The organism is Streptomyces rhizosphaerihabitans (genome assembly GCF_025399795.1).
Lineage (GTDB): Bacteria > Actinomycetota > Actinomycetes > Streptomycetales > Streptomycetaceae > Streptomyces > Streptomyces rhizosphaerihabitans.
Genome location: NZ_JAODTZ010000040.1, coordinates 57,653 through 77,130, shown reverse-complemented (window position 1 = coordinate 77,130; position 19,478 = coordinate 57,653). Strand labels below are relative to the sequence as shown.

19 protein-coding genes and 1 pseudogene are annotated in these 19,478 nt (G+C 69.9%); 4 read left to right on the top strand and 16 right to left on the bottom strand.

Annotated elements, in window-relative coordinates:
- Positions 1 to 56: 56 nt before the first annotated feature.
- The 9 genes and pseudogenes from N4G66_RS31660 to N4G66_RS31620 all read right to left on the bottom strand — a co-directional run bounded on the left by N4G66_RS31660 (position 57) and on the right by N4G66_RS31620 (position 8,916).
- Positions 57 to 824: a DUF3159 domain-containing protein gene (locus tag N4G66_RS31660; RefSeq protein ID WP_261707695.1), complete on the bottom strand. Its 768-nt coding sequence runs from the start codon at positions 822 to 824 to the stop codon at positions 57 to 59.
- Positions 825 to 827: 3 nt separating this feature from the next.
- Positions 828 to 1,226 carry an OB-fold nucleic acid binding domain-containing protein gene (locus tag N4G66_RS31655; protein WP_261707694.1) on the bottom strand — a complete coding sequence of 133 codons (399 nt, stop codon included), beginning with the start codon at positions 1,224 to 1,226 and terminating at the stop codon, positions 828 to 830.
- Positions 1,227 to 1,607: 381 nt separating this feature from the next.
- Positions 1,608 to 2,291, bottom strand: a complete 684-nt coding sequence (locus tag N4G66_RS31650) for a response regulator (protein ID WP_261707693.1) — start codon at positions 2,289 to 2,291, stop codon at positions 1,608 to 1,610.
- A complete protein-coding gene (locus N4G66_RS31645) occupies positions 2,288 to 4,831 on the bottom strand; it encodes a sensor histidine kinase (protein WP_261707692.1) in 2,544 nt (847 codons plus the stop codon). Before N4G66_RS31645 ends, N4G66_RS31650 begins: the two co-directional genes overlap by 4 nt.
- A gap of 465 nt (positions 4,832 to 5,296) precedes the next feature.
- A pseudogene (locus tag N4G66_RS46020) lies at positions 5,297 to 5,377 on the bottom strand (ABC transporter ATP-binding protein); the annotation flags it as partial.
- 191 nt (positions 5,378 to 5,568) lie between these two features.
- Entirely contained in the window at positions 5,569 to 6,789 is a 1,221-nt protein-coding gene (locus N4G66_RS31635; RefSeq protein ID WP_261707691.1) for an alginate lyase family protein, read from the bottom strand.
- 240 nt (positions 6,790 to 7,029) lie between these two features.
- The gene (locus N4G66_RS31630) at positions 7,030 to 7,794 is read right to left on the bottom strand and encodes a DUF3710 domain-containing protein (RefSeq protein ID WP_261707690.1); all 765 of its coding nucleotides are present in this window, start codon (positions 7,792 to 7,794) and stop codon (positions 7,030 to 7,032) included.
- A 1-nt stretch (position 7,795) separates the two neighbouring features.
- A complete protein-coding gene (gene dut, locus N4G66_RS31625; protein WP_261707689.1) occupies positions 7,796 to 8,290 on the bottom strand; it encodes a dUTP diphosphatase in 495 nt (164 codons plus the stop codon).
- A gap of 41 nt (positions 8,291 to 8,331) precedes the next feature.
- Positions 8,332 to 8,916, bottom strand: a complete 585-nt coding sequence (locus N4G66_RS31620) for a PaaI family thioesterase (RefSeq protein ID WP_261707688.1) — start codon at positions 8,914 to 8,916, stop codon at positions 8,332 to 8,334.
- 58 nt (positions 8,917 to 8,974) lie between these two features.
- Here N4G66_RS31620 and N4G66_RS31615 point away from each other — a divergent pair, with 58 nt between their 5' ends.
- Positions 8,975 to 9,451, top strand: coding sequence for a DUF3093 domain-containing protein (locus tag N4G66_RS31615; protein WP_261707687.1), 477 nt, complete (start codon positions 8,975 to 8,977; stop codon positions 9,449 to 9,451).
- Between the two features lie 350 nt (positions 9,452 to 9,801).
- Here N4G66_RS31615 and N4G66_RS31610 read toward each other — a convergent pair whose 3' ends face one another.
- The 4 genes from N4G66_RS31610 to N4G66_RS31595 form a co-directional block, all read right to left on the bottom strand.
- Positions 9,802 to 10,713 (bottom strand): hypothetical protein, encoded by a 912-nt coding sequence (locus N4G66_RS31610; protein ID WP_261707686.1) that lies wholly within the window; start codon positions 10,711 to 10,713, stop codon positions 9,802 to 9,804.
- A 13-nt stretch (positions 10,714 to 10,726) separates the two neighbouring features.
- Positions 10,727 to 11,023, bottom strand: coding sequence for a DUF4193 domain-containing protein (locus N4G66_RS31605; protein ID WP_003997302.1), 297 nt, complete (start codon positions 11,021 to 11,023; stop codon positions 10,727 to 10,729).
- 395 nt (positions 11,024 to 11,418) lie between these two features.
- Positions 11,419 to 12,651, bottom strand: coding sequence for a sensor histidine kinase (locus N4G66_RS31600; protein WP_261707685.1), 1,233 nt, complete (start codon positions 12,649 to 12,651; stop codon positions 11,419 to 11,421).
- 6 nt (positions 12,652 to 12,657) lie between these two features.
- Positions 12,658 to 13,311, bottom strand: a complete 654-nt coding sequence (locus N4G66_RS31595) for a response regulator transcription factor (RefSeq protein WP_261707684.1) — start codon at positions 13,309 to 13,311, stop codon at positions 12,658 to 12,660.
- A gap of 417 nt (positions 13,312 to 13,728) precedes the next feature.
- Between N4G66_RS31595 and N4G66_RS31590 the strand changes: the two genes are divergently transcribed.
- Positions 13,729 to 13,902: a hypothetical protein gene (locus tag N4G66_RS31590; protein WP_167459062.1), complete on the top strand. Its 174-nt coding sequence runs from the start codon at positions 13,729 to 13,731 to the stop codon at positions 13,900 to 13,902.
- 134 nt (positions 13,903 to 14,036) lie between these two features.
- Here N4G66_RS31590 and N4G66_RS31585 read toward each other — a convergent pair whose 3' ends face one another.
- Together N4G66_RS31585 and N4G66_RS31580 are read right to left on the bottom strand one after the other, a co-directional pair.
- Positions 14,037 to 14,852, bottom strand: a complete 816-nt coding sequence (locus tag N4G66_RS31585) for an inositol monophosphatase family protein (protein WP_261707683.1) — start codon at positions 14,850 to 14,852, stop codon at positions 14,037 to 14,039.
- Positions 14,853 to 14,860: 8 nt separating this feature from the next.
- Entirely contained in the window at positions 14,861 to 15,988 is a 1,128-nt protein-coding gene (locus N4G66_RS31580) for a ferrochelatase (protein WP_261707682.1), read from the bottom strand.
- A 210-nt stretch (positions 15,989 to 16,198) separates the two neighbouring features.
- Here N4G66_RS31580 and N4G66_RS31575 point away from each other — a divergent pair, with 210 nt between their 5' ends.
- Positions 16,199 to 17,437 carry an MFS transporter gene (locus N4G66_RS31575; protein WP_261707681.1) on the top strand — a complete coding sequence of 413 codons (1,239 nt, stop codon included), beginning with the start codon at positions 16,199 to 16,201 and terminating at the stop codon, positions 17,435 to 17,437.
- Positions 17,397 to 18,716 carry a D-arabinono-1,4-lactone oxidase gene (locus tag N4G66_RS31570; RefSeq protein WP_261707680.1) on the top strand — a complete coding sequence of 440 codons (1,320 nt, stop codon included), beginning with the start codon at positions 17,397 to 17,399 and terminating at the stop codon, positions 18,714 to 18,716. The genes N4G66_RS31575 and N4G66_RS31570 overlap by 41 nt, the downstream gene beginning before the upstream one ends.
- On the opposite strand, the gene N4G66_RS31565 is transcribed toward N4G66_RS31570, so the two are convergent.
- The gene (locus tag N4G66_RS31565) at positions 18,640 to 19,425 is read right to left on the bottom strand and encodes a hypothetical protein (protein ID WP_261707679.1); all 786 of its coding nucleotides are present in this window, start codon (positions 19,423 to 19,425) and stop codon (positions 18,640 to 18,642) included. The two genes, N4G66_RS31570 and N4G66_RS31565, sit on opposite strands and share 77 nt — an antisense overlap.
- Positions 19,426 to 19,478: the final 53 nt, after the last annotated feature.

Sequence of the window (19,478 nt, the reverse complement as noted above, 5' to 3'; positions counted from 1 at the left end):
ACGAGGATGGGGGCGCCCGGAGAATCTCCGGGCGCCCCCATCCTCGTACGCAAGTCTTACGCCTCGCGGCGGTGCCGGGCCGGGGTCGCGGTCTCGCCGCGCTCATTCGCCAGGGCTGCCTTGCGCTCCTTCTCCGCCTGCTCCTCGGCCTCCATCTCCGCGAACACGTCGATGGGCGGCGGCGCCTTGGCCAGGAAGACCCAGGTGAGCCAGACGGCGAGCAGGAACGGCGGGATCTTCAGGGCGATCAGGACCCAGCCGAACTGGGTGGTGTCGCCCCACCAGTAGAGCGGGAAGAGCACCGCGCACTTGGCGAGCAGGATCAGGCCCCAGGCCCAACTGGCCTTCGTGTAGGCCTTCTTCCGGCCGGGGTTGCGGGTGCGCCAGGAGAGGTTCTCCTTGAAGACCGGGCCGAGCATCAGGCCGATCAGCGGGACGCCCACGAGGGTGGTGACGATGTAGGCGACGGCGAGCCCGAGCGTGTAGAGCATGCCGGGCAGGTAGAAGTCCTTCGCGTTGCCCGTCATCATCGCGAAGACCACACCGAAGGCGACGCCGAAGACACCGCTGAAGGCGTGCTTCACGGTGTCGCGCCGCACCAGGCGGACCGCGACGAGCAGCAGGGAGACGGCGAGGGCGGCGATCGCCGACCAGTGCAGATCCTTGTTGATCGTGAAGATGGTGACGAAGAGCAGGCCCGGCACCACCGTTTCGACCATGCCCCGCACGCCGCCGAACGCCTCGAAGAGTGCGGCCTCGGTCACCGCCCGTGCATCCCGCTGGGCGTCCTGGGCGTCTTCGGTCGGCTTGTCGAGCGACGTCACCGGCTACTCCCGTCCGAGGGGTCTGAGTTCGTACTTCGGATTGAACAACACCCTACGGCCCCGGCTCATCGAGATACGGCCCGAGGCGATCAGCTTGCGTCCGGGCTCGATGCCGACAATGGAACGGCGGCCGAGCCAGACCACGTCCAGGGCGGCCGAGCCGTCGAACAGCTCGGCCTCCAGGGCCGGGACACCGGCCCGCGGCCGCAGAGTGACCGTGCGCAAGGTACCAGTAACCGTGACTATCTGCCGGTCGTGGCAGTCACCGATACGGGTGCAGCCCGCGGTCGCGGCGTCCTCCCGCAGCTCCTCGGACTCCAGGTCCTCCTGGGACGAGGAGAGCCGGTCCATCATGCGCCGGAAGCGGCCCGCCGGCTTTTCGGAACGAGGAACAGCACTCATACCGAAAGCGTACCGGGGGCGCTGACAGCTACGTACCCGCGGCACCGTCACCCGAACCGGGCACGAACCCGGCTCGATCCGACGGTCGCCCCGCCCTCTCGAAACCCTTTCGAACCGGCCCTCACACCGTCACACGCACCGGTGACACACGTCATCCCTCGAACCGGCACGCGCACCCTCACTCGTGACACACGTCGTCACTCGCGAGACAGCGCGGCACACCCTCGCTCGGGCCGGTGCGCACGCCATCCCTCAGACCGGCACCCGCACTCGTACCGGGTACACGCACCCCCGCTCGTGTCGGGTGCACGCGCGTCGCCGTGGCCGGTGCACACGCGTCGCCGCGGCCGCGCATGTGCTGCGGCCGCACGCGTGCTCGCGTCATCGCTCGAACCGGTACCCCATCCCCGGCTCGGTGATGAAGTGCTTCGGGTGCGAAGGGTCCGCCTCCAGCTTGCGGCGCAGCTGAGCCATGTAGACCCGCAGGTAGTTCGCCTCCGTCCCGTACGACGGTCCCCAGACCTCCTGGAGCAGCTGCTTCTGGCTGACCAGCCGGCCCGTGCTGCGGACCAGGACCTCCAGCAGGTGCCACTCCGTGGGGGTGAGGCGGACGTCCCGCCCGTCGCGGTGCACCTTCTTCGCCGCCAGGTCGACGGTGAACCCGGCGGTCTCCACGATCACGTCGTCCTCACCGCCCCCGGTGGGCTCCGCGCGGCGGACGGCGGCGCGCAGCCGGGCGAGCAGCTCGTCCATGCCGAACGGCTTGGTGACGTAGTCGTCGGCGCCGGCGTCGAGCGCCTCGACCTTCTCGTCGGAGGAGTGCCGGGCGGACAGCACCAGGATCGGCACCCGGGTCCAGCCGCGCAGCCCCTTGATCACCTCGACCCCGTCCATGTCCGGGAGGCCGAGGTCGAGCACGACGACGTCGGGGTGACGGGCGGCGGCGAGCTGGAGCGCGGTGGCTCCGTCGGGGGCCGCGTCGACCTCGTACTTGCGTGCCTTCAGGTTGATCACGAGGGCTCGGGTGATCTGCGGCTCGTCGTCGACCACGAGGACCCGGGTCATGAGGCCTGCCTTTCTGCCATTGCTGATCGGACGGCCAGGTCGGGCCGGCGGTCCACCGCCCGTACCGTGAGCACCATGGTGAGTCCGCCGCCGGGAGTGTCCTCGGCGGTGAGGGTGCCGCCCATCGCCTCGGCGAAGCCGCGGGCGACCGCGAGGCCGAGGCCCACGCCGGTGCCGCGCGGGGCGTCTCCGTAGCGCTGGAAGGGCGCGAATATGCGGTCCTTGGCGTCGTCCGGGACGCCGGGGCCGCGGTCCACGACGCGTACCTCCACCCGGTCGGCGATGGCGCTCGCGGCGACCAGGACCCGTTCGTCGACGGGGCTGTACTTGACGGCGTTCTCGACGAGGTTGGCGACGGCACGCTCCAGCAGCCCGGCGTCGACGGCGACCATCGGCAGGCTCTCCGGGATCTCCAGGTCCACGCTGTCCTCGGGGACGCCACCGAGCGCCATCGGGACGACCTCGTCGAGGTCGATCTCCCGGATCAGCGGGGTGACGGTGCCGGTCTGGAGCCGGGACATGTCCAGCAGGTTGCCCACCAGGTGGTCGAGTCGGTCGGCGCCGTCCTCGATGCCTTCGAGGAGCTCGGCCCGGTCCTCTTCGGACCAGGCCACGTCGTCGGAGCGCAGGGACGACACCGCCGCCTTGATCCCGGCGAGCGGGGTGCGCAGGTCGTGGCTCACGGCGGCCAGCAGGGCGGTGCGGATGCGGTTGCCCTCGGCCAGTTCGTTGGCCTGGTCCGCCTCGTACTGGAGGCGCTGGCGGTCCAGGACCACCGCGGCCTGCGCGGCGAAGGCGGCCAGCACCCGGCGGTCGGAGGCGGGCAGCACCCGTCCGGCCAGGGCGAGCGCCATGTGGTCACCGACGGGCATGTCGACGTCGGCGTCCTCGGGGCGGGTCGAGGGTTCTGGTCCGACGCTGCCCGCACACGTCCACGGGTCGACGTCGCCGGCCCGCTCCAGGAGCGCGACCGACTCCATCCCGAACGTCTCCCGGACCCGCTCCAGCAAGGCTTCCAGGCTGGTCTCGCCGCGCAGCACACTGCCCGCCAGGAAGGAGAGGATCTCCGATTCGGCCCGCAGCCGCGCCGCCTGGTGGGTGCGGCGGGCCGCGAGATCCACCACCGACGCCACGGAGACGGCGACGCCCACGAAGATCACGATCGCGACGATGTTCTTCGGGTCGGCGATGGTCAGCCGGTGCAGGGGCGGTGTGTAGAAGTAGTTCAGCAGCAGGGAGCCGAAGGCTGCCGAGGCGAGGGCCGGGAGCAGGCCGCCGAGCAGAGCGGCCGCGACCGTCACCGCCAGGAACAGCAGCATGTCGTTGGCGAGCCCGAGGTCGATGGTGTTCAGCAGGAGCGCCATGACCACGGGGCCACCCACGCCGATCGCCCAGCCCCAGATGATCCGGGAGCGCCCGAGCCGTGCCCCGCGCGCCACCGGCAGGCCGCGCCCCTTGGCGACCTCTTCGTGGGTCACGATGTGGACGTCCAGGTCGGGGCCGGACTCCCGGGCGACCGTGGTGCCGACACCCGGCCCGAAGACGTACTGCCAGGTCTTGCGGCGGGAGGAGCCGAGCACGATCTGGGTGGCGTTGACTCCGCGCGCGAAGTCCAGCAGGGAGGCGGGTATGTCGTCGCCGACCACGTGGTGGAAGGTGCCGCCGAGGTCCTCCACGAGGGTGCGCTGGACGGCCAGTTCCTTCGGTGAGGCGGAGGTGAGCCCGTCGCTGCGGGCGATGTAGACGGCCATGACCTCGCCGCCCGCGCCCTTCTCGGCGAGGCGTACGGCCCGGCGAATCAGGGTTCGGCCTTCGGGACCGCCGGTGAGTCCGACGACGATCCGCTCCCGGGAACCCCAGATCTTGGAGACCCGGTGCTCGCTGCGGTACTCGGTGAGGTATTCGTCGACCCGGTCGGCGACCCACAGCAGCGCGAGCTCGCGCAGGGCCGTGAGATTGCCCGGACGGAAGTAGTTGGACAGGGCCGCGTCGACCTTGTCGGGCTTGTAGATGTTGCCGTGCGCCATCCGGCGGCGCAGCGCGGGCGGCGACATGTCGACCAGCTCGATCTGGTCCGCCCGCCGCACCACCTCGTCCGGCACGGTCTCGCGCTGCCGTACGCCCGTTATCGACTCGACGACATCGCCCAGTGACTCCAGGTGCTGGATGTTGACGGTGGAGACGACGTCGATGCCGGCGGCGAGCAGCTCCTCCACGTCCTGCCAGCGCTTGTCGTTGCGGGAGCCGGGCACATTGGTGTGCGCCAGTTCGTCCACCAGGGCGACGGCCGGGGCGCGCCGGAGCACGGCGTCGACGTCCATCTCGGTGAAGACGCCGCCCCGGTACTCCAGCTCCTTGCGCGGCACCTGCTCCAGACCGTGCAGCATCACTTCGGTGCGCGGCCGGTGATGGTGCTCGACGAACGCCACCACGCAGTCCGTCCCGCGTTCGACGCGGCGATGCGCCTCGGAGAGCATCGCGTACGTCTTGCCGACGCCCGGTGCCGCACCGAGGTAGATCCGAAGCTTGCCGCGTCCCATGAGGCCTATTGTCTTCCTGTCACCGCTGTGTACGCAGCGTCGACCTTACGGCCAAGATTCCCGACGAAAGGGACGAGTGGCCGGCCGGGGAACGTCTTTGACGCAACCCTGATGCCCCGCACGACCCCGCACGGTTCCACACGGCCTCGCGGGGTCCCGCACGACACCGCGCGCCTCTCCGCACGATCCTGGTATGGCCCCGAACAGCCTCGAACGGCCTGCACGGGAGCCGCACACCCCACCCCGGTACGCCACCCCGGTACGCCGGGGCGCCCCCTGGAGCCGGGCGCGGCCTCTGTGCTCGACGATCTCCCCGTCGCTCGGCTCCAGCACCCGGCCGGCCAGGTCTGCCAGGTCGAGCAAGGTCGCGTCATGAGTGGCGGCCAGCCCTGTTACCCGCTCACTTCGGACGTCGGTGCAGGGCAGTTCCAGCAGGGCAGTTCCAACGGGGCACGGCCGACCTCCGTCGAAGGAGACCCCGCGCAGCGCGTGCACTGCGGCGACTCGGGTGCCGTAAGAACGACGGACGTTCCCGACGCGCACCATGGTGTCGGTACTGATGCTGGAGCTGGTGTCGGTACTGACGTCGGTGCTTGCGCTGGAGCTGGTGTCGATGCTGGTCATGGTGGCGGCCTGGCTCATATTCTCTCCCCGTGATCCCTCGTGGACCGGGCGTCGGTGTCGCGACCGGACGCCCGGTCCCTCAATGGTTCATCGGATGGGACCCCGGGTTCGGTTCACGCGGGATTGTCGCCGTGCGTCAGCGTCTCCCAGGCAACGAAAAGGTTGTTGCTGCCGGCCGGGCGGTTCTGCTGGGTGAGCGTCTGGGTGTTGGTCATCGCGACGCCCAGGCGGTTGTGCAGCGCGTTGTAGCCGACCTCGGTGACCGGGCCGAGTCCGAGGGTCAGCGATCCGCCGCACAGCCAGCTCGGCACCGCCGTGCCCAGCTGGTATTTCGCCTGGAAGCCGAGTGCCTGGCGCAGCCGCTCGCCGACATCGGTGCCGTACAGGTCCTGCCCCTGGATGCGGCTGGTCTCGGCGATGTGCGAGATGGCCGAGATGCCGTACCCGGTGTGGGTGAGGTCGCGGCAGGTCTCCTGGGTGAGCCCGGTGACGAAGGTGGACTGCCCCTGCCAGTAGCTGACGATCTTCGCCGTGGTGTCGAGGTTCTGGCTCGGCACCGTCTTCGGCACGGCGCCGTCGGTGGAGAGGTAGACGTACGCCGCCGTACGCGTCCGGAACTTCGCCATGGCCTTGTCGTACGACGTCTTGTCCTCCAGGAAGACGGAGATGCCGACCGCGGCCTCCATCATCGACAGCTCCCAGTTGCCGTTGGAGTTGGAGCCGTTGATGATCTCCGGCAGGTAGACGTCGCGCAGCATGGTCGCGAAGCGGCCGGAGTTCGCCCAGGAGCCGGTGTACGTGTACTTGATGATCTCGGCGGCCTTGGGCCAGGAGGAGCCGGCCCAGCCGGTCTGCAGGGGCGCGTTGCTGTTGGTGTGCGCCTTGATCACCGCGGACCAGGCGTCCATCAGCTCGATGGCCTTCTTGGCGTACCGGTCGTCGCGGGTGACGTACCAGGCGAGGGCGTCGGTGTACGCGGCTATCGCGTCCTCGCGCTCGTCGGTGCAGCCGTAGTTCGGGTTGGAGTACGACCCGCACTCGACGGTCGCGCGGGGTGTGGGGGTGCGCGTGAGCGAGGCGTACTTGCTCGCCAACATCTGATCGTAGGCGCCCTTCCAGGGCTGGGCGCCGGCCAGGACCTCGGTCCGGGCGAAGTCCAGCTGCCCCCTGGAGACGGTGACTCCGGGGTGGACGAAGGTGGCGGGCGCCGCTTCGGCCGGGTGCGCACCGGGCCAGGACAGGAGGGTGGCCACGAGTGCGGCGGTCGCGGCGGCGACGGTGACGAGGAGAGCGGGGCGCCGTCTGCGGCGATGCCGAGTGGGGGTGGCGGACATGCAGAGCCATCCGTTCTTGTATGTGAACTACGCATGGGATACTGAACAGCTTCGCTGGCCGGTGACCATAGGTACGGACCAAGCTTCCGTCAAGGCCTGAAGAAAGACCCGCTGCTCAACTACTGTTCACATACAAGAACCTGGCGGGATGTCCGCCCGAAGGAACCTCCACACAGGAAAGGGCCGCACCCTCTGGGGATGCAGCCCGCCTGTTGTCTGCTTTGTTCGGCCACTTACCGACTAGTGGACTTCGGTGATTTCCGGTCCACGCTGCAGCTGTCCCATGCCGCCGGAGAAGCGGGAGCCGCTCTGGTCCTCCTGCTGAACGCCCTCGGGGACCATCTGCGCGTCGTTGGGCAGCTTCAGGACGATCGGGTCGCGCGGAGCCATCGGGCCCTCACCGCGGACGACGACCGTGTCCCGGAAGATCTGCTCCAGCAGGCCCGCGGCCTGCGGCTGCACCGCGCCCTGGCCGGAGATCACTCCGCGCAGGAACCAGCGGGGACCGTCCACGCCGACGAATCGCACGACCTGGAAACCACCCGTGCCGTCCGGCAGCTGAACCGGTACCTGCGCCCGCAGCTCCCAGCCCAGCGGGCCCTCGACCTCGTCGATGACACCGCCCTGCTGGGTGATCCCGGAGGCGATCTCCTCGCGCACCTCGCCCCAGATGCCCTCGCGCTTGGGTGCGGCGAAGGCCTGGAGCTGCACGGCGCTGTCGTTGACGACGACGGTCGCCGCGACGATCGCGTCGCCCGCGACCTCGACCCGCAGCTCCATGCCGTCGACTCCCGGCACGAAAAGACCGCCCAGGTCCACCCGGCCCTCGGCCGGGTCACGGACCTCTTCACTGTCCCAGGGCCCATCAGGACGCGGCTCGGGCTCGAGCCTCACGCGCTCGCGCTCCCCGTCCTCGTCCGCCTCAGTGTCGACGCCGTCGACGACCTGCTCGGCCTCGCCCGCCGCGTCCTCGGCGGCACTGCCCTTCTTGCGACGTCCGAACACGTCACTGTCCTTCCCGGTCGGATACGACCGACGCGTATCGATTCCCACCCGTTGTGCTGTCCACCGCGGCATGACCGCCGGTGGACCCGAAGCCCCCTGCGGCCCGCGCCGAATCGGGAAGTTCCGCCACCTCCTGGAAGCGAACCTTCTCGACTTGCTGGACGACCAGTTGAGCAATCCGGTCGAAGCGCTCGAACCGCACGGACTCGCGCGGATCGAGATTCACCACGATCACCTTGATCTCCCCACGGTACCCGGCATCCACCGTCCCCGGGGCATTCACGAGGGCGACGCCGCAGCGGGCGGCAAGGCCGGAACGCGGGTGCACGAAGGCCGCGTACCCCTCGGGCAGCGCGATGGACACGCCCGTCGGCAGCACGGCCCGCTCACCGGGCTTCAGCTCGCGGCTCTCGGTGGTGCGCAGATCGGCTCCCGCGTCACCGGGGTGCGCGTACTCGGGAAGCGGGACGTCCGGATCGATTCGCCGGATCAGCACATCGACTTCTTGACGGGGCTCAGGGGCCCCGGGACTACGGGTCACGGGTTCACCTCGAAGGCACGGGCTCGCCGGATCTGATCCGGGTCGTTCATGGCGGCCCGGATCTCCTCCGGGCGGCCGTTGTCGATGAAGTGGTCGACCTTCACCTCGACGAAGAGGGCGTCGGCGGTGACGGCGACGGGCCCGTCGGGGCCGCCGATCCGCCCGGTGGCGGTGGAGTAGATCTTCCGGCCGGCCACCGCGGTGACCTCTGCCTCCAGATACAGCACGGTGTCGACGGGTACGGGGCGCCGGAAGTCGGTCTCCAGGCGTCCCGTCACGGCGATCGTCCGCAACAGCCAGTTCAGCGATCCGAGTGTCTCGTCGAGCGCGGTGGCGAGAACGCCGCCGTGCGCCAGACCGGGGGCGCCCTGATGCACCGGCCGCACGGTGAACTCGGCCGTGACCCGGACCCCGTCACCCGCGCGGGCTTCCAGATGGAGTCCGTGGGGCTGCTCCCCACCGCACCCGAAACACTGTTCGTAGTGTGCTCCGAGGAGCTCTCCGGGGGCGGGCGCGTCGGGGTGCCGCACCGGCGCGACGGCGTCGGCGGGAGGCGTCAGAGCTGCGGAAGTACCACTCACAGCCGCAGACCTTACCCGCGCGTCCACCAAGTCTTCGCACCGTGCCAAGCTTGGCCTCATGCAGCTCTCCGCCTCCCCGTACGAAGAACGCCTCACCGCACCCCGGTCGTGGTGGGCGATCAGCTTTCTGGTCGGGCTCGCGCTGGCCCTGGTCTTCCTCCCGTTCGGCACGCTGCCGATGCTCGGAGCGCTCGTCGGCGGCACCGCGGTCTCGGCGGTCGCGGCCAGTGCGTACGGCTCGATCCGGATCCGCGTGGTCGGTGACTCGCTGATCGCCGGCGACGCCAGGATCCCGGTCTCGGCCCTCGGCGACACGGAGATCATGGACCAGGAGGAGGCGCGCGCCTGGCGCACCTACAAGGCCGACACCCGTGCCTTCATGCTCCTGCGCTCGTACATCCCCACGGCGCTGCGCGTCCAGGTGACGGACCCGGCCGACCCGACGCCCTACCTCTATCTGTCGACGCGGGAGCCGGAGCGCCTGGTGGCCGCCCTGGAGACGGCACGGACGTCGGCCCGCCCCGCACAGAACTAGGAGCCAGGAGCTACCGGCTACCGGCTACCGGCTACCGGCTACCGGCTACCGGCTACCGGCTACCGGCTACCGGCTACCGGCTACCGGCTACCGGCTACCGGCTACCGGCCAGGGTGCGGATCACGCCGCGGACGTGGGTCCGACACGCCCTCACCGTCAGGGCACCCGAGCACGGCACCCCGCGGGACACAGCAAAGTCGCCGGTGGCGCTTCGCCCGCGGGGACTGTTCGGCTCGCGTCCGGCGAGCGATACCCGGGCCGGACCACCGGCGAAGGGAAGCGGTCGGGCGCGGACGGACCGTCGCGGCCCCCGGCGGCGCGAACGGCCGCAGCGCCCCGGGCCCACCGCCTCACTGCCCCAGGTCTGTGGGGATCTCTCCGATCCGTACCGGATCCGTCGGCTTCTCCAGCGGAGGCAGCTCCGGGAGCGCGTCCCACGGCACCTGCATCTTGCGCAGGTCCTTGCGGATGTGGCCCGCCACGCGTTTGGTGTCGCGGCGGTTCATCACCGCCCCGACCGTCGCACCGACCATGAACGGCATCAGGTTGGGCAGATCCCGGACCGTTCGCTTCATGATCTGCTGGCGCAGCTCGCGCTTCATCTGGCCGCCCAGCGCGGCGTTGATCGTCACGGGCTTGGCCACGTCGATACCGCGCTCGCCCGACCAGGAGTTCAGATAAGCGGTGCTCCGCTGCTTGAGGTTGCCCGGTGGACGCAGACCGTAGACCTCATGGAGTTCGGCGATCAGCTTCAGCTCGATCGCCGCGACGGCGGTGATCTCCGCGGCCAGCTCCGTGGGCATGGCGGGCGGCACCGGCAGCATCGCGGCAGCGCCGATCCCGGCGCCGACGGTGGACGTCGCGGCGGCGGCGCCCGTGACGAGCTTGTCCGCGAGCTCCTCGGGGCCGAGGCCCGGGAACTGTCTGCGGAGGGTGGCGAGGTCCCTCACGGGAACCCGCGGGGCGATGTCGATGATTCGGTCGGTGACATACGCCAGGCCCGCCCTGACCCGGACACCGCTCTTCGTGACGCCCCTCCTGACCCCGTCGCGGACAGCCGCCGCGCGACGCCTTGCGACGGGCGCGGGAGTGTCCGTGGGGGCCGTCAGGCCGTCTGTGGCGCCCGCTCGGTCGAGCGAGGCTGATCCCTGTTCGGAAGAGCCCCGCTCGTCGTCACGCACGCCTTCAGGGCCCTTGAAGGACCCTTCGTCCGCCGCCCCGAAGGGGAGGCGGCGCTTCCAAGGTGAGGTCGAGCCAGTCACGGCCGACCCTGCCTCAGTCGCAGTCGCGGCAGATCGGCTGACCGTTCTTCTCGCGGGCCAGCTGGCTGCGGTGGTGCACCAGGAAGCAGCTCATGCAAGTGAACTCGTCCTGCTGCTTGGGCAGCACCCGGACGGCCAGCTCCTCGTTCGAGAGGTCCGCACCGGGCAGCTCCAGGCCTTCTGCGGCCTCGAACTCATCTACGTCGACAGACGAAGTCGACTTGTCGTTCCGGCGAGCCTTCAGTTCTTCAAGGCTGTCCGAGTCGACGTCGTCGTCGGTCTTGCGCGGGGTGTCGTAATCCGTTGCCATTGTCGCTCTCCCCCTCTGGGTATCTGCTGGTGTCTCCAGCGCACGTAACGCGTGAGAGGCCGGACTTGTGCCCGACCTGAGGCGGAGATTTTGCCTCACATCAAGGTCTGTTACTCAATCGACACCCAACCGGACCCCTCAAGAGTGATCGGCTTGGATGGCGAAGCGGACCGTACACGGTCCTGACGCCGCACTTCAAAGGCGCCCCACCGTGTACTTCCCGTGATCACGACCCCCGAAAACCCGGATTTTCCCGGCTTTCCGACCGTCTGCATGATCACGGAGAGTGGATGGACCAAAAATCGCCCTTGTGATCGATCACACACGGTTCACTCGGGCGGGTGACCAGAAAATTCAGCGCAAAGCGAACATCACCGCGTGTCCGCGACATGGTCTCAGATGGGAAGGGTGACGCGCATCACGAGCCCACCCCCTTCACGGGGCTGAGCGACGATGTGGCCTCCGTGTGCGCGGGCCACCGACCGGGCGATCGACAGGCCGAGGCCCACGCCCTTGTCGCTGCCCGTGCGCTCCGTGCGCAGCCGCCGGAAGGGCTCGAAAAGATTGTCGACCTCGTACGCGGGAACGACCGGTCCCGTGTTCGACACCTCCAGGACCGCCCGGCCGTGCTCCGTGTCCGTCGTGACCTCGACCCAGCCGTCCTTCGCCACGTTGTACCGAACGGCGTTCTGGACGAGGTTCAGGGCGATGCGCTCCAGGAGGACGCCGTTGCCCTGGACGACCACCGGGGACCGCCGCCCGCGGATCTTCACGCCCTTGGCCTCCGCCTCGGCGTGGACCTGGTCGACGGCCTGCGAGGCGACCTCGGCGAGGTCCACCGGTTTGCGCTCCACGATCTGGTTGTCGCTGCGGGCGAGCAGCAGCAGGCCCTCGACGAGCTGCTCGCTGCGCTCGTTCGTGGCGAGCAGCGTCTTGCCCAGCTGCTGCAGCTCCGTCGACACCCCCGGACCGGAGAGGTGCACCTCAAGGAGCGTGCGGTTGATCGCGAGCGGGGTGCGCAGTTCGTGCGAGGCGTTCCCGACGAACCGCTGCTGGGCGGTGAAGGCCCGCTGCAACCGCTCCAGCATGTCGTCGAAGGTGTCCGCGAGCTCCTTCAGCTCGTCGTCCGGGCCGTCCAGCTCGATCCGGCGGGACAGGTCGGAGCCGGCCACCGCGCGCGCGGTGCGGGTGATGTGGCCGAGCGGCGAAAGGACGCGGCCCGCCATCGCGTAGCCGAACGCGAAGGCGATGATCGCGAGGCCGAGCAGGGCCAGCAGCGAGCGGCTGAGCAGGTCGTCCAGGGCGTGCTGGCGCTGCTGGTTCACGCAGTCGTAGATCGCCTTGTTGAGCTCGTCCGACGAGGGACGCCACGGAAGGTTGCAGGTGCTGCTGCCGACCTGCCCCGAAATGATCTTGAAGGGGAGCTCGCTGCCCACGTTCAACGCCTGCGCCGCGAGCAGGTAGATGATCGACAGCAGCAGGATGCCGGCGATCAGGAACATGCCGCCGTACAGCAGCGTGAGCCGTATGCGGATCGTGGGGCGCAGCCAGGGGAACGGCGGCTCCGCCCTTCTGGGGTCCCAGGTGGGCTTCGGAGGCGCCGCGGGCGGCGCGGGGGTGGTGGCCACGGTGGATCAGATCCTGTACCCGGAGCCGGGCACGGTGATGATCACGGCGGGCTCGCCGAGCTTGCGGCGCAGCGTCATGACGGTCACGCGCACGACGTTGGTGAACGGGTCCGTGTTCTCGTCCCAGGCCTTCTCCAGGAGCTGCTCCGCGGAGACGACGGCGCCCTCGCTGCGCAGCAGCACCTCCAGGACGGCGAACTCCTTGGGGGCGAGCTGGACCTCCTTGCCGTCGCGGAAGACCTCGCGGCGGTTGGGGTCGAGCTTGATCCCCGCACGCTCCAGGACCGGCGGCAGCGGCACGCTCGTACGACGTCCGAGGGCACGCACGCGTGCGGTCAGCTCGCTGAACGCGAACGGCTTGGGGAGGTAGTCGTCGGCGCCGATCTCCAGGCCCTCGACACGGTCGCTGACGTCGCCGGAGGCGGTCAGCATCAGCACGCGCGTGGGCAGGCCGAGCTCGACGATCTTGCGGCAGACGTCGTCGCCGTGCACCAGCGGGAGGTCTCGGTCGAGAACGACCACGTCGTAGTCGTTGACCCCGATGCGCTCCAGCGCGGCCGCGCCGTCGTACACGACGTCGACGGCCATGGCCTCCCGGCGCAGTCCGGTGGCCACCGCATCGGCGAGCAGCTGCTCGTCCTCGACGACGAGTACGCGCACGTCGCTTGTCCTTCCCTCTGTCCACCGGCGGGGCACGTTTCAGGGCACCACGCGGGCAGGTCCGTCACGGATGAGAGCTCCATCCTGCCCGTTTCGGCCATAAACCGGCTGTAAGACGGGGTGAAGGCGCCAGGGAAGCCCGTCCTGGGGACCGGGAATGCGAGATTTTCTCGTCGGGTTGAGGTTTCCACGGAAGAGAGCGGGGGGAGGACGGCTTTACACCCCGCGATCACGCTCTGCATGTGGCAAACCACATTGTGGTACGTCCAACCGCTTCCGCAGAGCGGGCGTGGGTGTCCGGCACCGTCGCCGCCCAGACCGGGCAGCGCTGGGCACCCCTTCAGAGACGTGATCGCCCCTTCCCATCGGCACACCCCCGTGCCACCCGACCCACGACCCAGGACGAGGGGGCGCAGCATGGACGCTTTCACCGCAGGACTTCTGCAGCGCATAAGGGCGACCGAGTCCGACCTGACGCGGGCTCGCGAAACAGGCGACGACTTCCTCGCGGAGGTCGAGCAGGCCGAGCTGGACGACCTGCACCGCCTTGCCGCAGAGCACGGTGTGGAGGTCGGCGCCACGCGCGTCTGATCAGTACGCACGAGAGCGGGGCCCCGGTATCGATCCAGTACCGGGGCCCCGCTCCGTTTTTGCACTCCGCCGTCGTCCTACGCCGTCCGCCGCCTACGCCGCCGGTTACCGGTGGTCAGCCGTCGGCCGTGCCGTCAGTCGTGCCAGGCGCCGAGGTCCTCCAGGAGACGCTGGAGAGGTCCGAAGACACCTGGGGAGGCCGCCACCGTCAGCTCGCCCGCGGGGCGCTCTCCGGGGCGTCCACCGGTCACCGCGCCCGCTTCCCGGGCGATCAGGTCCCCCGCCGCGAGGTCCCAGGGGTGCAGACCGCGCTCGTAGTAGCCGTCGAGACGCCCGGCCGCGACGTCGCACAGGTCGACCGCCGCCGAGCCGGAGCGCCGGATGTCGCGCACCAGCGGGATCAGTCGCTGGACCACGTCGGCCTGACGGGTCTTGACCGCGGTGACGTAGTTGAAGCCGGTCGCGACGAGGGCCTGGTCGAGCGGCGGCGACGGGCGGCAGGCCAGCCGGCGTTCGCCGACCCAGGCGCCGGAGGCTCGGGCGCCCCGGCCGCGAACCGCGTGGTACGTCTCGCCGCGCATCGGTGCCGCCACGACGCCGACGACGGTCTCGCCGTCCTGTTCGGCCGCGATGGACACCGCCCAGGTCGGCAGCCCGTACAGGTAGTTGACCGTGCCGTCGAGCGGGTCGACGATCCAGCGGATGCCGCTGGTGCCCTCGATGGCGGCGCCCTCCTCGCCGAGGAAGCCGTCACGGGGGCGGTGCTCGGCGATCAGCGTGGTGATCAGCTTCTCGGCGGCGATGTCCATCTCGGTGACGACGTCGATCGGGCTGGACTTGGTGGCGGCGACCGCGAGGTCGGCCGGGCGGCCGTCGCGCAGCAGCGCGCCCGCGCGGCGGGCGGCCTCGTGCGCGAGCTGGAGGAGTTCGGTGTGCAGAGGCTCGGTCACGGGGCTCCTCATGCGTAGGGGCTGTCGGTGCCCGCGGCGGCGGGCTTGGGTGTGCGGGCCGGGCAGCAGCCCACCGGGCACAGGTCATGACTGGCTCCCAGCGCGCCCAGGGCACACCGTGTCACCCGTCGGCCGCTCTCGGCCGCGGCGCGCTCCAGCACCAGGTCACGGACCGCCGCGGCGAACCGGGGGTCGGAGCCCACCGTGGCCGAACGGCGCACCGGCAGCCCCAGCTCCTCCGCCTTCGCCCGCGCCTCGGTGTCCAGGTCGTACAGGACTTCCATGTGATCCGAGACGAACCCGATCGGCACCATCACCGCCGACTCCGCCCCGGCCCCGCGCAGCTCCTCCAGGTGGTCGCAGATGTCCGGCTCCAGCCACGGAATGTGCGGGGCTCCGGAGCGAGACTGGTAGACGAGCCGCCACGGGTGGTCGATCCCGGTCTCCTCACGCACCGCCTCCGCGATCAGCCGGGCCACGTCCAGATGCTGCCGGACGTACGCGCCACCGTCGCCGTGTCCCTCGGCCGGGCCCGAGGTGTCCGCCGCGGCGATCGGGATCGAGTGCGTGGTGAATGCCAGGTGCGCGCCCGCCCGGACCTCCTCGGGCAGTTCGGCCAGCGACGTGAGGACGCCCTCGGTCATCGGCTCCACGAACCCGGGATGGTTGAAGTAGTGCCGCAGTTTGTCGATCCTCGGCGGCTCCAGCCCCTCCCGCTCCAGAACGGCCAGCGCCCCCGCCAGATCCTCGCGATACTGCCGGCAGCCGGAGTACGAGGCGTACGCGCTGGTGGCCAGCACCAGGATCCGGCGACGCCCGTCGGCGGCCATCTCGCGCAGTGTGTCGGTCAGGTACGGCGCCCAGTTGCGGTTGCCCCAGTAGACCGGCAGATCCAGACCGTGCTCGGTGAAGTCCTTGCGCAGCGCGTCGAGCAGGGTGCGGTTCTGGTCGTTGATGGGGCTGATCCCGTCGAACAGGAAGTAGTGCTGCCCGACCTCCTTGAGCCGTTCCTTGGGGATACCCCTGCCCCGTGTCACGTTCTCCAGGAACGGGACCACTTCGTCCGGGCCCTCCGGACCGCCGAATGAAAGCAGGAGCAGGGCGTCGTAGGGGGTGGCATCGAGCGCTTCTGGCATGTGTCCGATCCTGCCACCCGCCGCTGACGGGCGAGAACCGGCGGGGTGACGAGGTGCGCGCGGTTCGTCGGAGCGGGGTGCGGAAGGGGTACGGAGGGGTGCGTTAGGTTCACCTAACACGTAAGCTGTATCGGCCAGCTTCACGCCTTACCGAAGTTCGGGCCGCCCACGGTGTCGGGGAGGGGCCGAGCCGAGCCGACGGAGACCCTCGTGCCCAGCCCGTACCGTGCCCTGTTCGCCGCCCCCGGCTCCAAGGGCTTCTCCACAGCGGGGCTGCTCGGCAGGATGCCGCTGTCCATGATGGGCATCGGCATCGTCACGATGATCTCCCAGCTGACCGGGCGGTACGGCCTCGCCGGCGCTCTGTCGGCGACCATCGCGCTGGCGGCCGCGGCGATGGGCCCGCAGATCTCGCGGATGGTGGACCGGCACGGTCAGCGGCGGATCCTGCGCCCGGTGACGCTCTTCGCGCTCACGGCGGCCGCGGGGCTGCTGCTCGCCGCGCACTTCGAGTGGCCGGACTGGGTGCTGTTCGTGTGCGCGGCCGGCATCGGCTGCGTCCCGAGCATCGGCGCGATGATCCGGGCCCGCTGGGCGGCCCTCTACGGAGGCACCCCGCAACTGCACACCGCGTACTCCCTGGAGTCCGTGGTGGACGAGATCTGCTTCATCTTCGGGCCGATCATCTCGATCGGCCTGTCCACGGTGTGGTTCCCGGAGGCCGGACCGCTGCTCGCCGCCTGCTTCCTGGCGGCCGGAGTCTTCTGGCTGACCTCCCAGCGCGCCACCGAGCCCCAGCCTCATCCGCGCGGGCAGCACAGCGGCGGCTCGGCGCTCCGCTCGGCCGGACTCCAGGTCCTGGTGGCCACGTTCGTGGCGACCGGGACGATCTTCGGAGCCGTCGACGTGGTCACCGTGGCCTTCGCCGAGGAGCAGGGCCACAAGGGCGCCGCGAGCATCGTGCTGGCGCTCTACGCGGCCGGCTCCTGCCTCGCGGGGGCCGTCTTCGGGCTGCTGCACTTCAAGGGGGCGGCCGAAGGCAGGTGGCTGCTGGGCATATGTGCGATGGCCGTGAGTATGATCCCCCTCCTACTGGTCGGAAACTTGCCGTTCCTGGCCGTGGCGCTGTTCGTTGCGGGCCTCTCCATCGCTCCCACGATGATCACGACGATGTCCCTCATCGAACAGCACGTACCTCGCGCGAAACTGACCGAAGGCATGACCTGGGTGAGCACAGGACTCGCAGTCGGGGTCGCGCTCGGTTCCTCCGTGGCCGGCTGGGTGATCGACTCCGCCGGCGCGAAGGCCGGGTACGGGGTTCCGGCGGTGTCCGGGGCCGTCGCGGTCGCGGTCGGTTTTCTCGGGTACCGCCGGCTCAGCAGGCCGGTTCCGCAGCGGGGAGGGTCTCATGAGCACCACAGTGAGCGGGAAGAGCGGCACGTGGCGTAACTGGGCGGGGAACGTAACCGCCCGTCCCGTACGGGAGGTCACCCCTGCCTCGGTCGACGAACTGTCCGCCGCCGTGCGGAAGGCGGCAGAGGACGGCCTGACGGTGAAGGCCGTCGGCACCGGACACTCCTTCACGGCCGCCGCGGCGACCGACGGCGTATTGATCCGCCCTCAACTGTTGACCGGGATCCGCAAGATCGACCGTGCGGCCATGACGGTCACGGTCGAGGCGGGCACCCCGCTCAAGAGACTCAACATGGCCCTCGCCCGCGAGGGTCTGTCGCTCACGAACATGGGCGACATCATGGAGCAGACGGTTTCGGGGGCGACCAGCACCGGAACACACGGCACCGGACGGGACTCGGCCTCGATCGCCGCGCAGATCACGGGCCTCGAACTGGTGACGGCGGACGGCTCGGTGCTGTCCTGCTCCGAGAACGAGAACCCCGAGATCTTCGCCGCGGCCCGCATCGGCATCGGCGCCCTGGGAATCGTCACCGCGATCACCTTCTCCGTGGAGCCCGTCTTCCTGCTCACGGCCCGCGAGGAGCCGATGACCTTCGACAAGGTCACCGCCGACTTCGAGGAACTCTTCACCGAGAACGAGCACTTCGAGTTCTACTGGTTCCCGCACACCGGCAACTGCAACACCAAGCGCAACAACCGCAGCGCGGGCCCCGAGAACCCGGTGGGACCGATTCGCGGCTGGATCGAGGACGAGTTCCTCTCCAACGGCGCCTTCCAGGTGGCCAATCTGCTCGGCCGAGCCGTGCCCGCGGCCATCCCGTCGATCGCCGGACTCTCCAGCCGCGCACTGTCCGCGCGGACCTACACCGACATTCCGTACAAGGTGTTCACCTCTCCGCGCCGCGTGCGGTTCGTGGAGATGGAGTACGCCGTACCGCGCGAGGCCCTCGTCGAGACGCTGCGCGAGCTGAAGTCGATGGTCGACAGCTCGACCCTGCGGGTCAGCTTCCCCGTGGAGGTGCGGACCGCGCCCGCGGACGACATCACCCTCTCCACGGCGTCCGGACGGGAGAGTGCGTACATCGCCGTCCACATGTTCAGGGGTACCCCCTATCAGGCGTACTTCACCGCGGCCGAGCGGATCTTCACCGCGCACGAGGGACGGCCGCACTGGGGCAAGGTGCACACGCGTGACGCGGAGTACTTCTCCAAGGTCTACCCGCGCTTCGGCGAGTTCACCGAGCTGAGGGATCGACTCGACCCGGATCGGCGCTTTGCGAATGACTACTTGCGGCGGGTTCTGGGGTCGTAGCGGTCGCGCTGGGTGCGGGAGCCGGGGTGCCGTCCCCGGTTTCCGGCCCCGAGGACGTGCTGTCGCCCGGCGTCGGCACGGAGTTCGTAGCACCGGCGTCGCCGCCCACATCACCTGAGCCGCCGCTGTCGGCGGACGGCGCCGGCGCCTCGGGAGAGGCCGGGGCCGAGGACGGCGAAGACCCGGTCGCCGGAGCCCTGCCCGGGTCCGGGCTCCCCGAGCCGGCGCCGTGCCCCTTGAAGGCGTCGCCGACCGTCGTGCTCGTGCCGTCGCCGCTGAAGCTCTGCCCCGACACCATTTCGTACGTGGTGATTCCGGCCATCGTGACGCCGAAGACGAGAGCGGTCGCGACCAGCGGCCTCTTCCAGCTCCTGACCCGCGCGCGGTAGACGGTCCCCTCGGTGAACTCGCCCGGGGGACCGGGTATCTGCCGGGGCTTCGGTTTCGTCTGCACCTTCACGTCACGGATCTGTTCGCCGGTGCGCTTGAAGAAGTGCTGGAAGAGCGTTCCTCCGCAGGTGGCGATGGCGCTGACCAGTCCGGCGCCCAGGATCGTCCCGTACACACCGAAGTAGGACGCGAGTTTCGCCGCGACCACCGCGGCCACCGCGCTCCCCGCCACTTGGGGGACGCTCAGGTCCAGCCGCCGCTTCCTCGGTTCCACGTCGGTACCCGGCTGCTCGCCGCCGACATCCGGCTTCTTACGCATTCCCGGACCTTGCCTGCCTTTCCCGTACTTGATCGACCGACTGCACGAGAAAG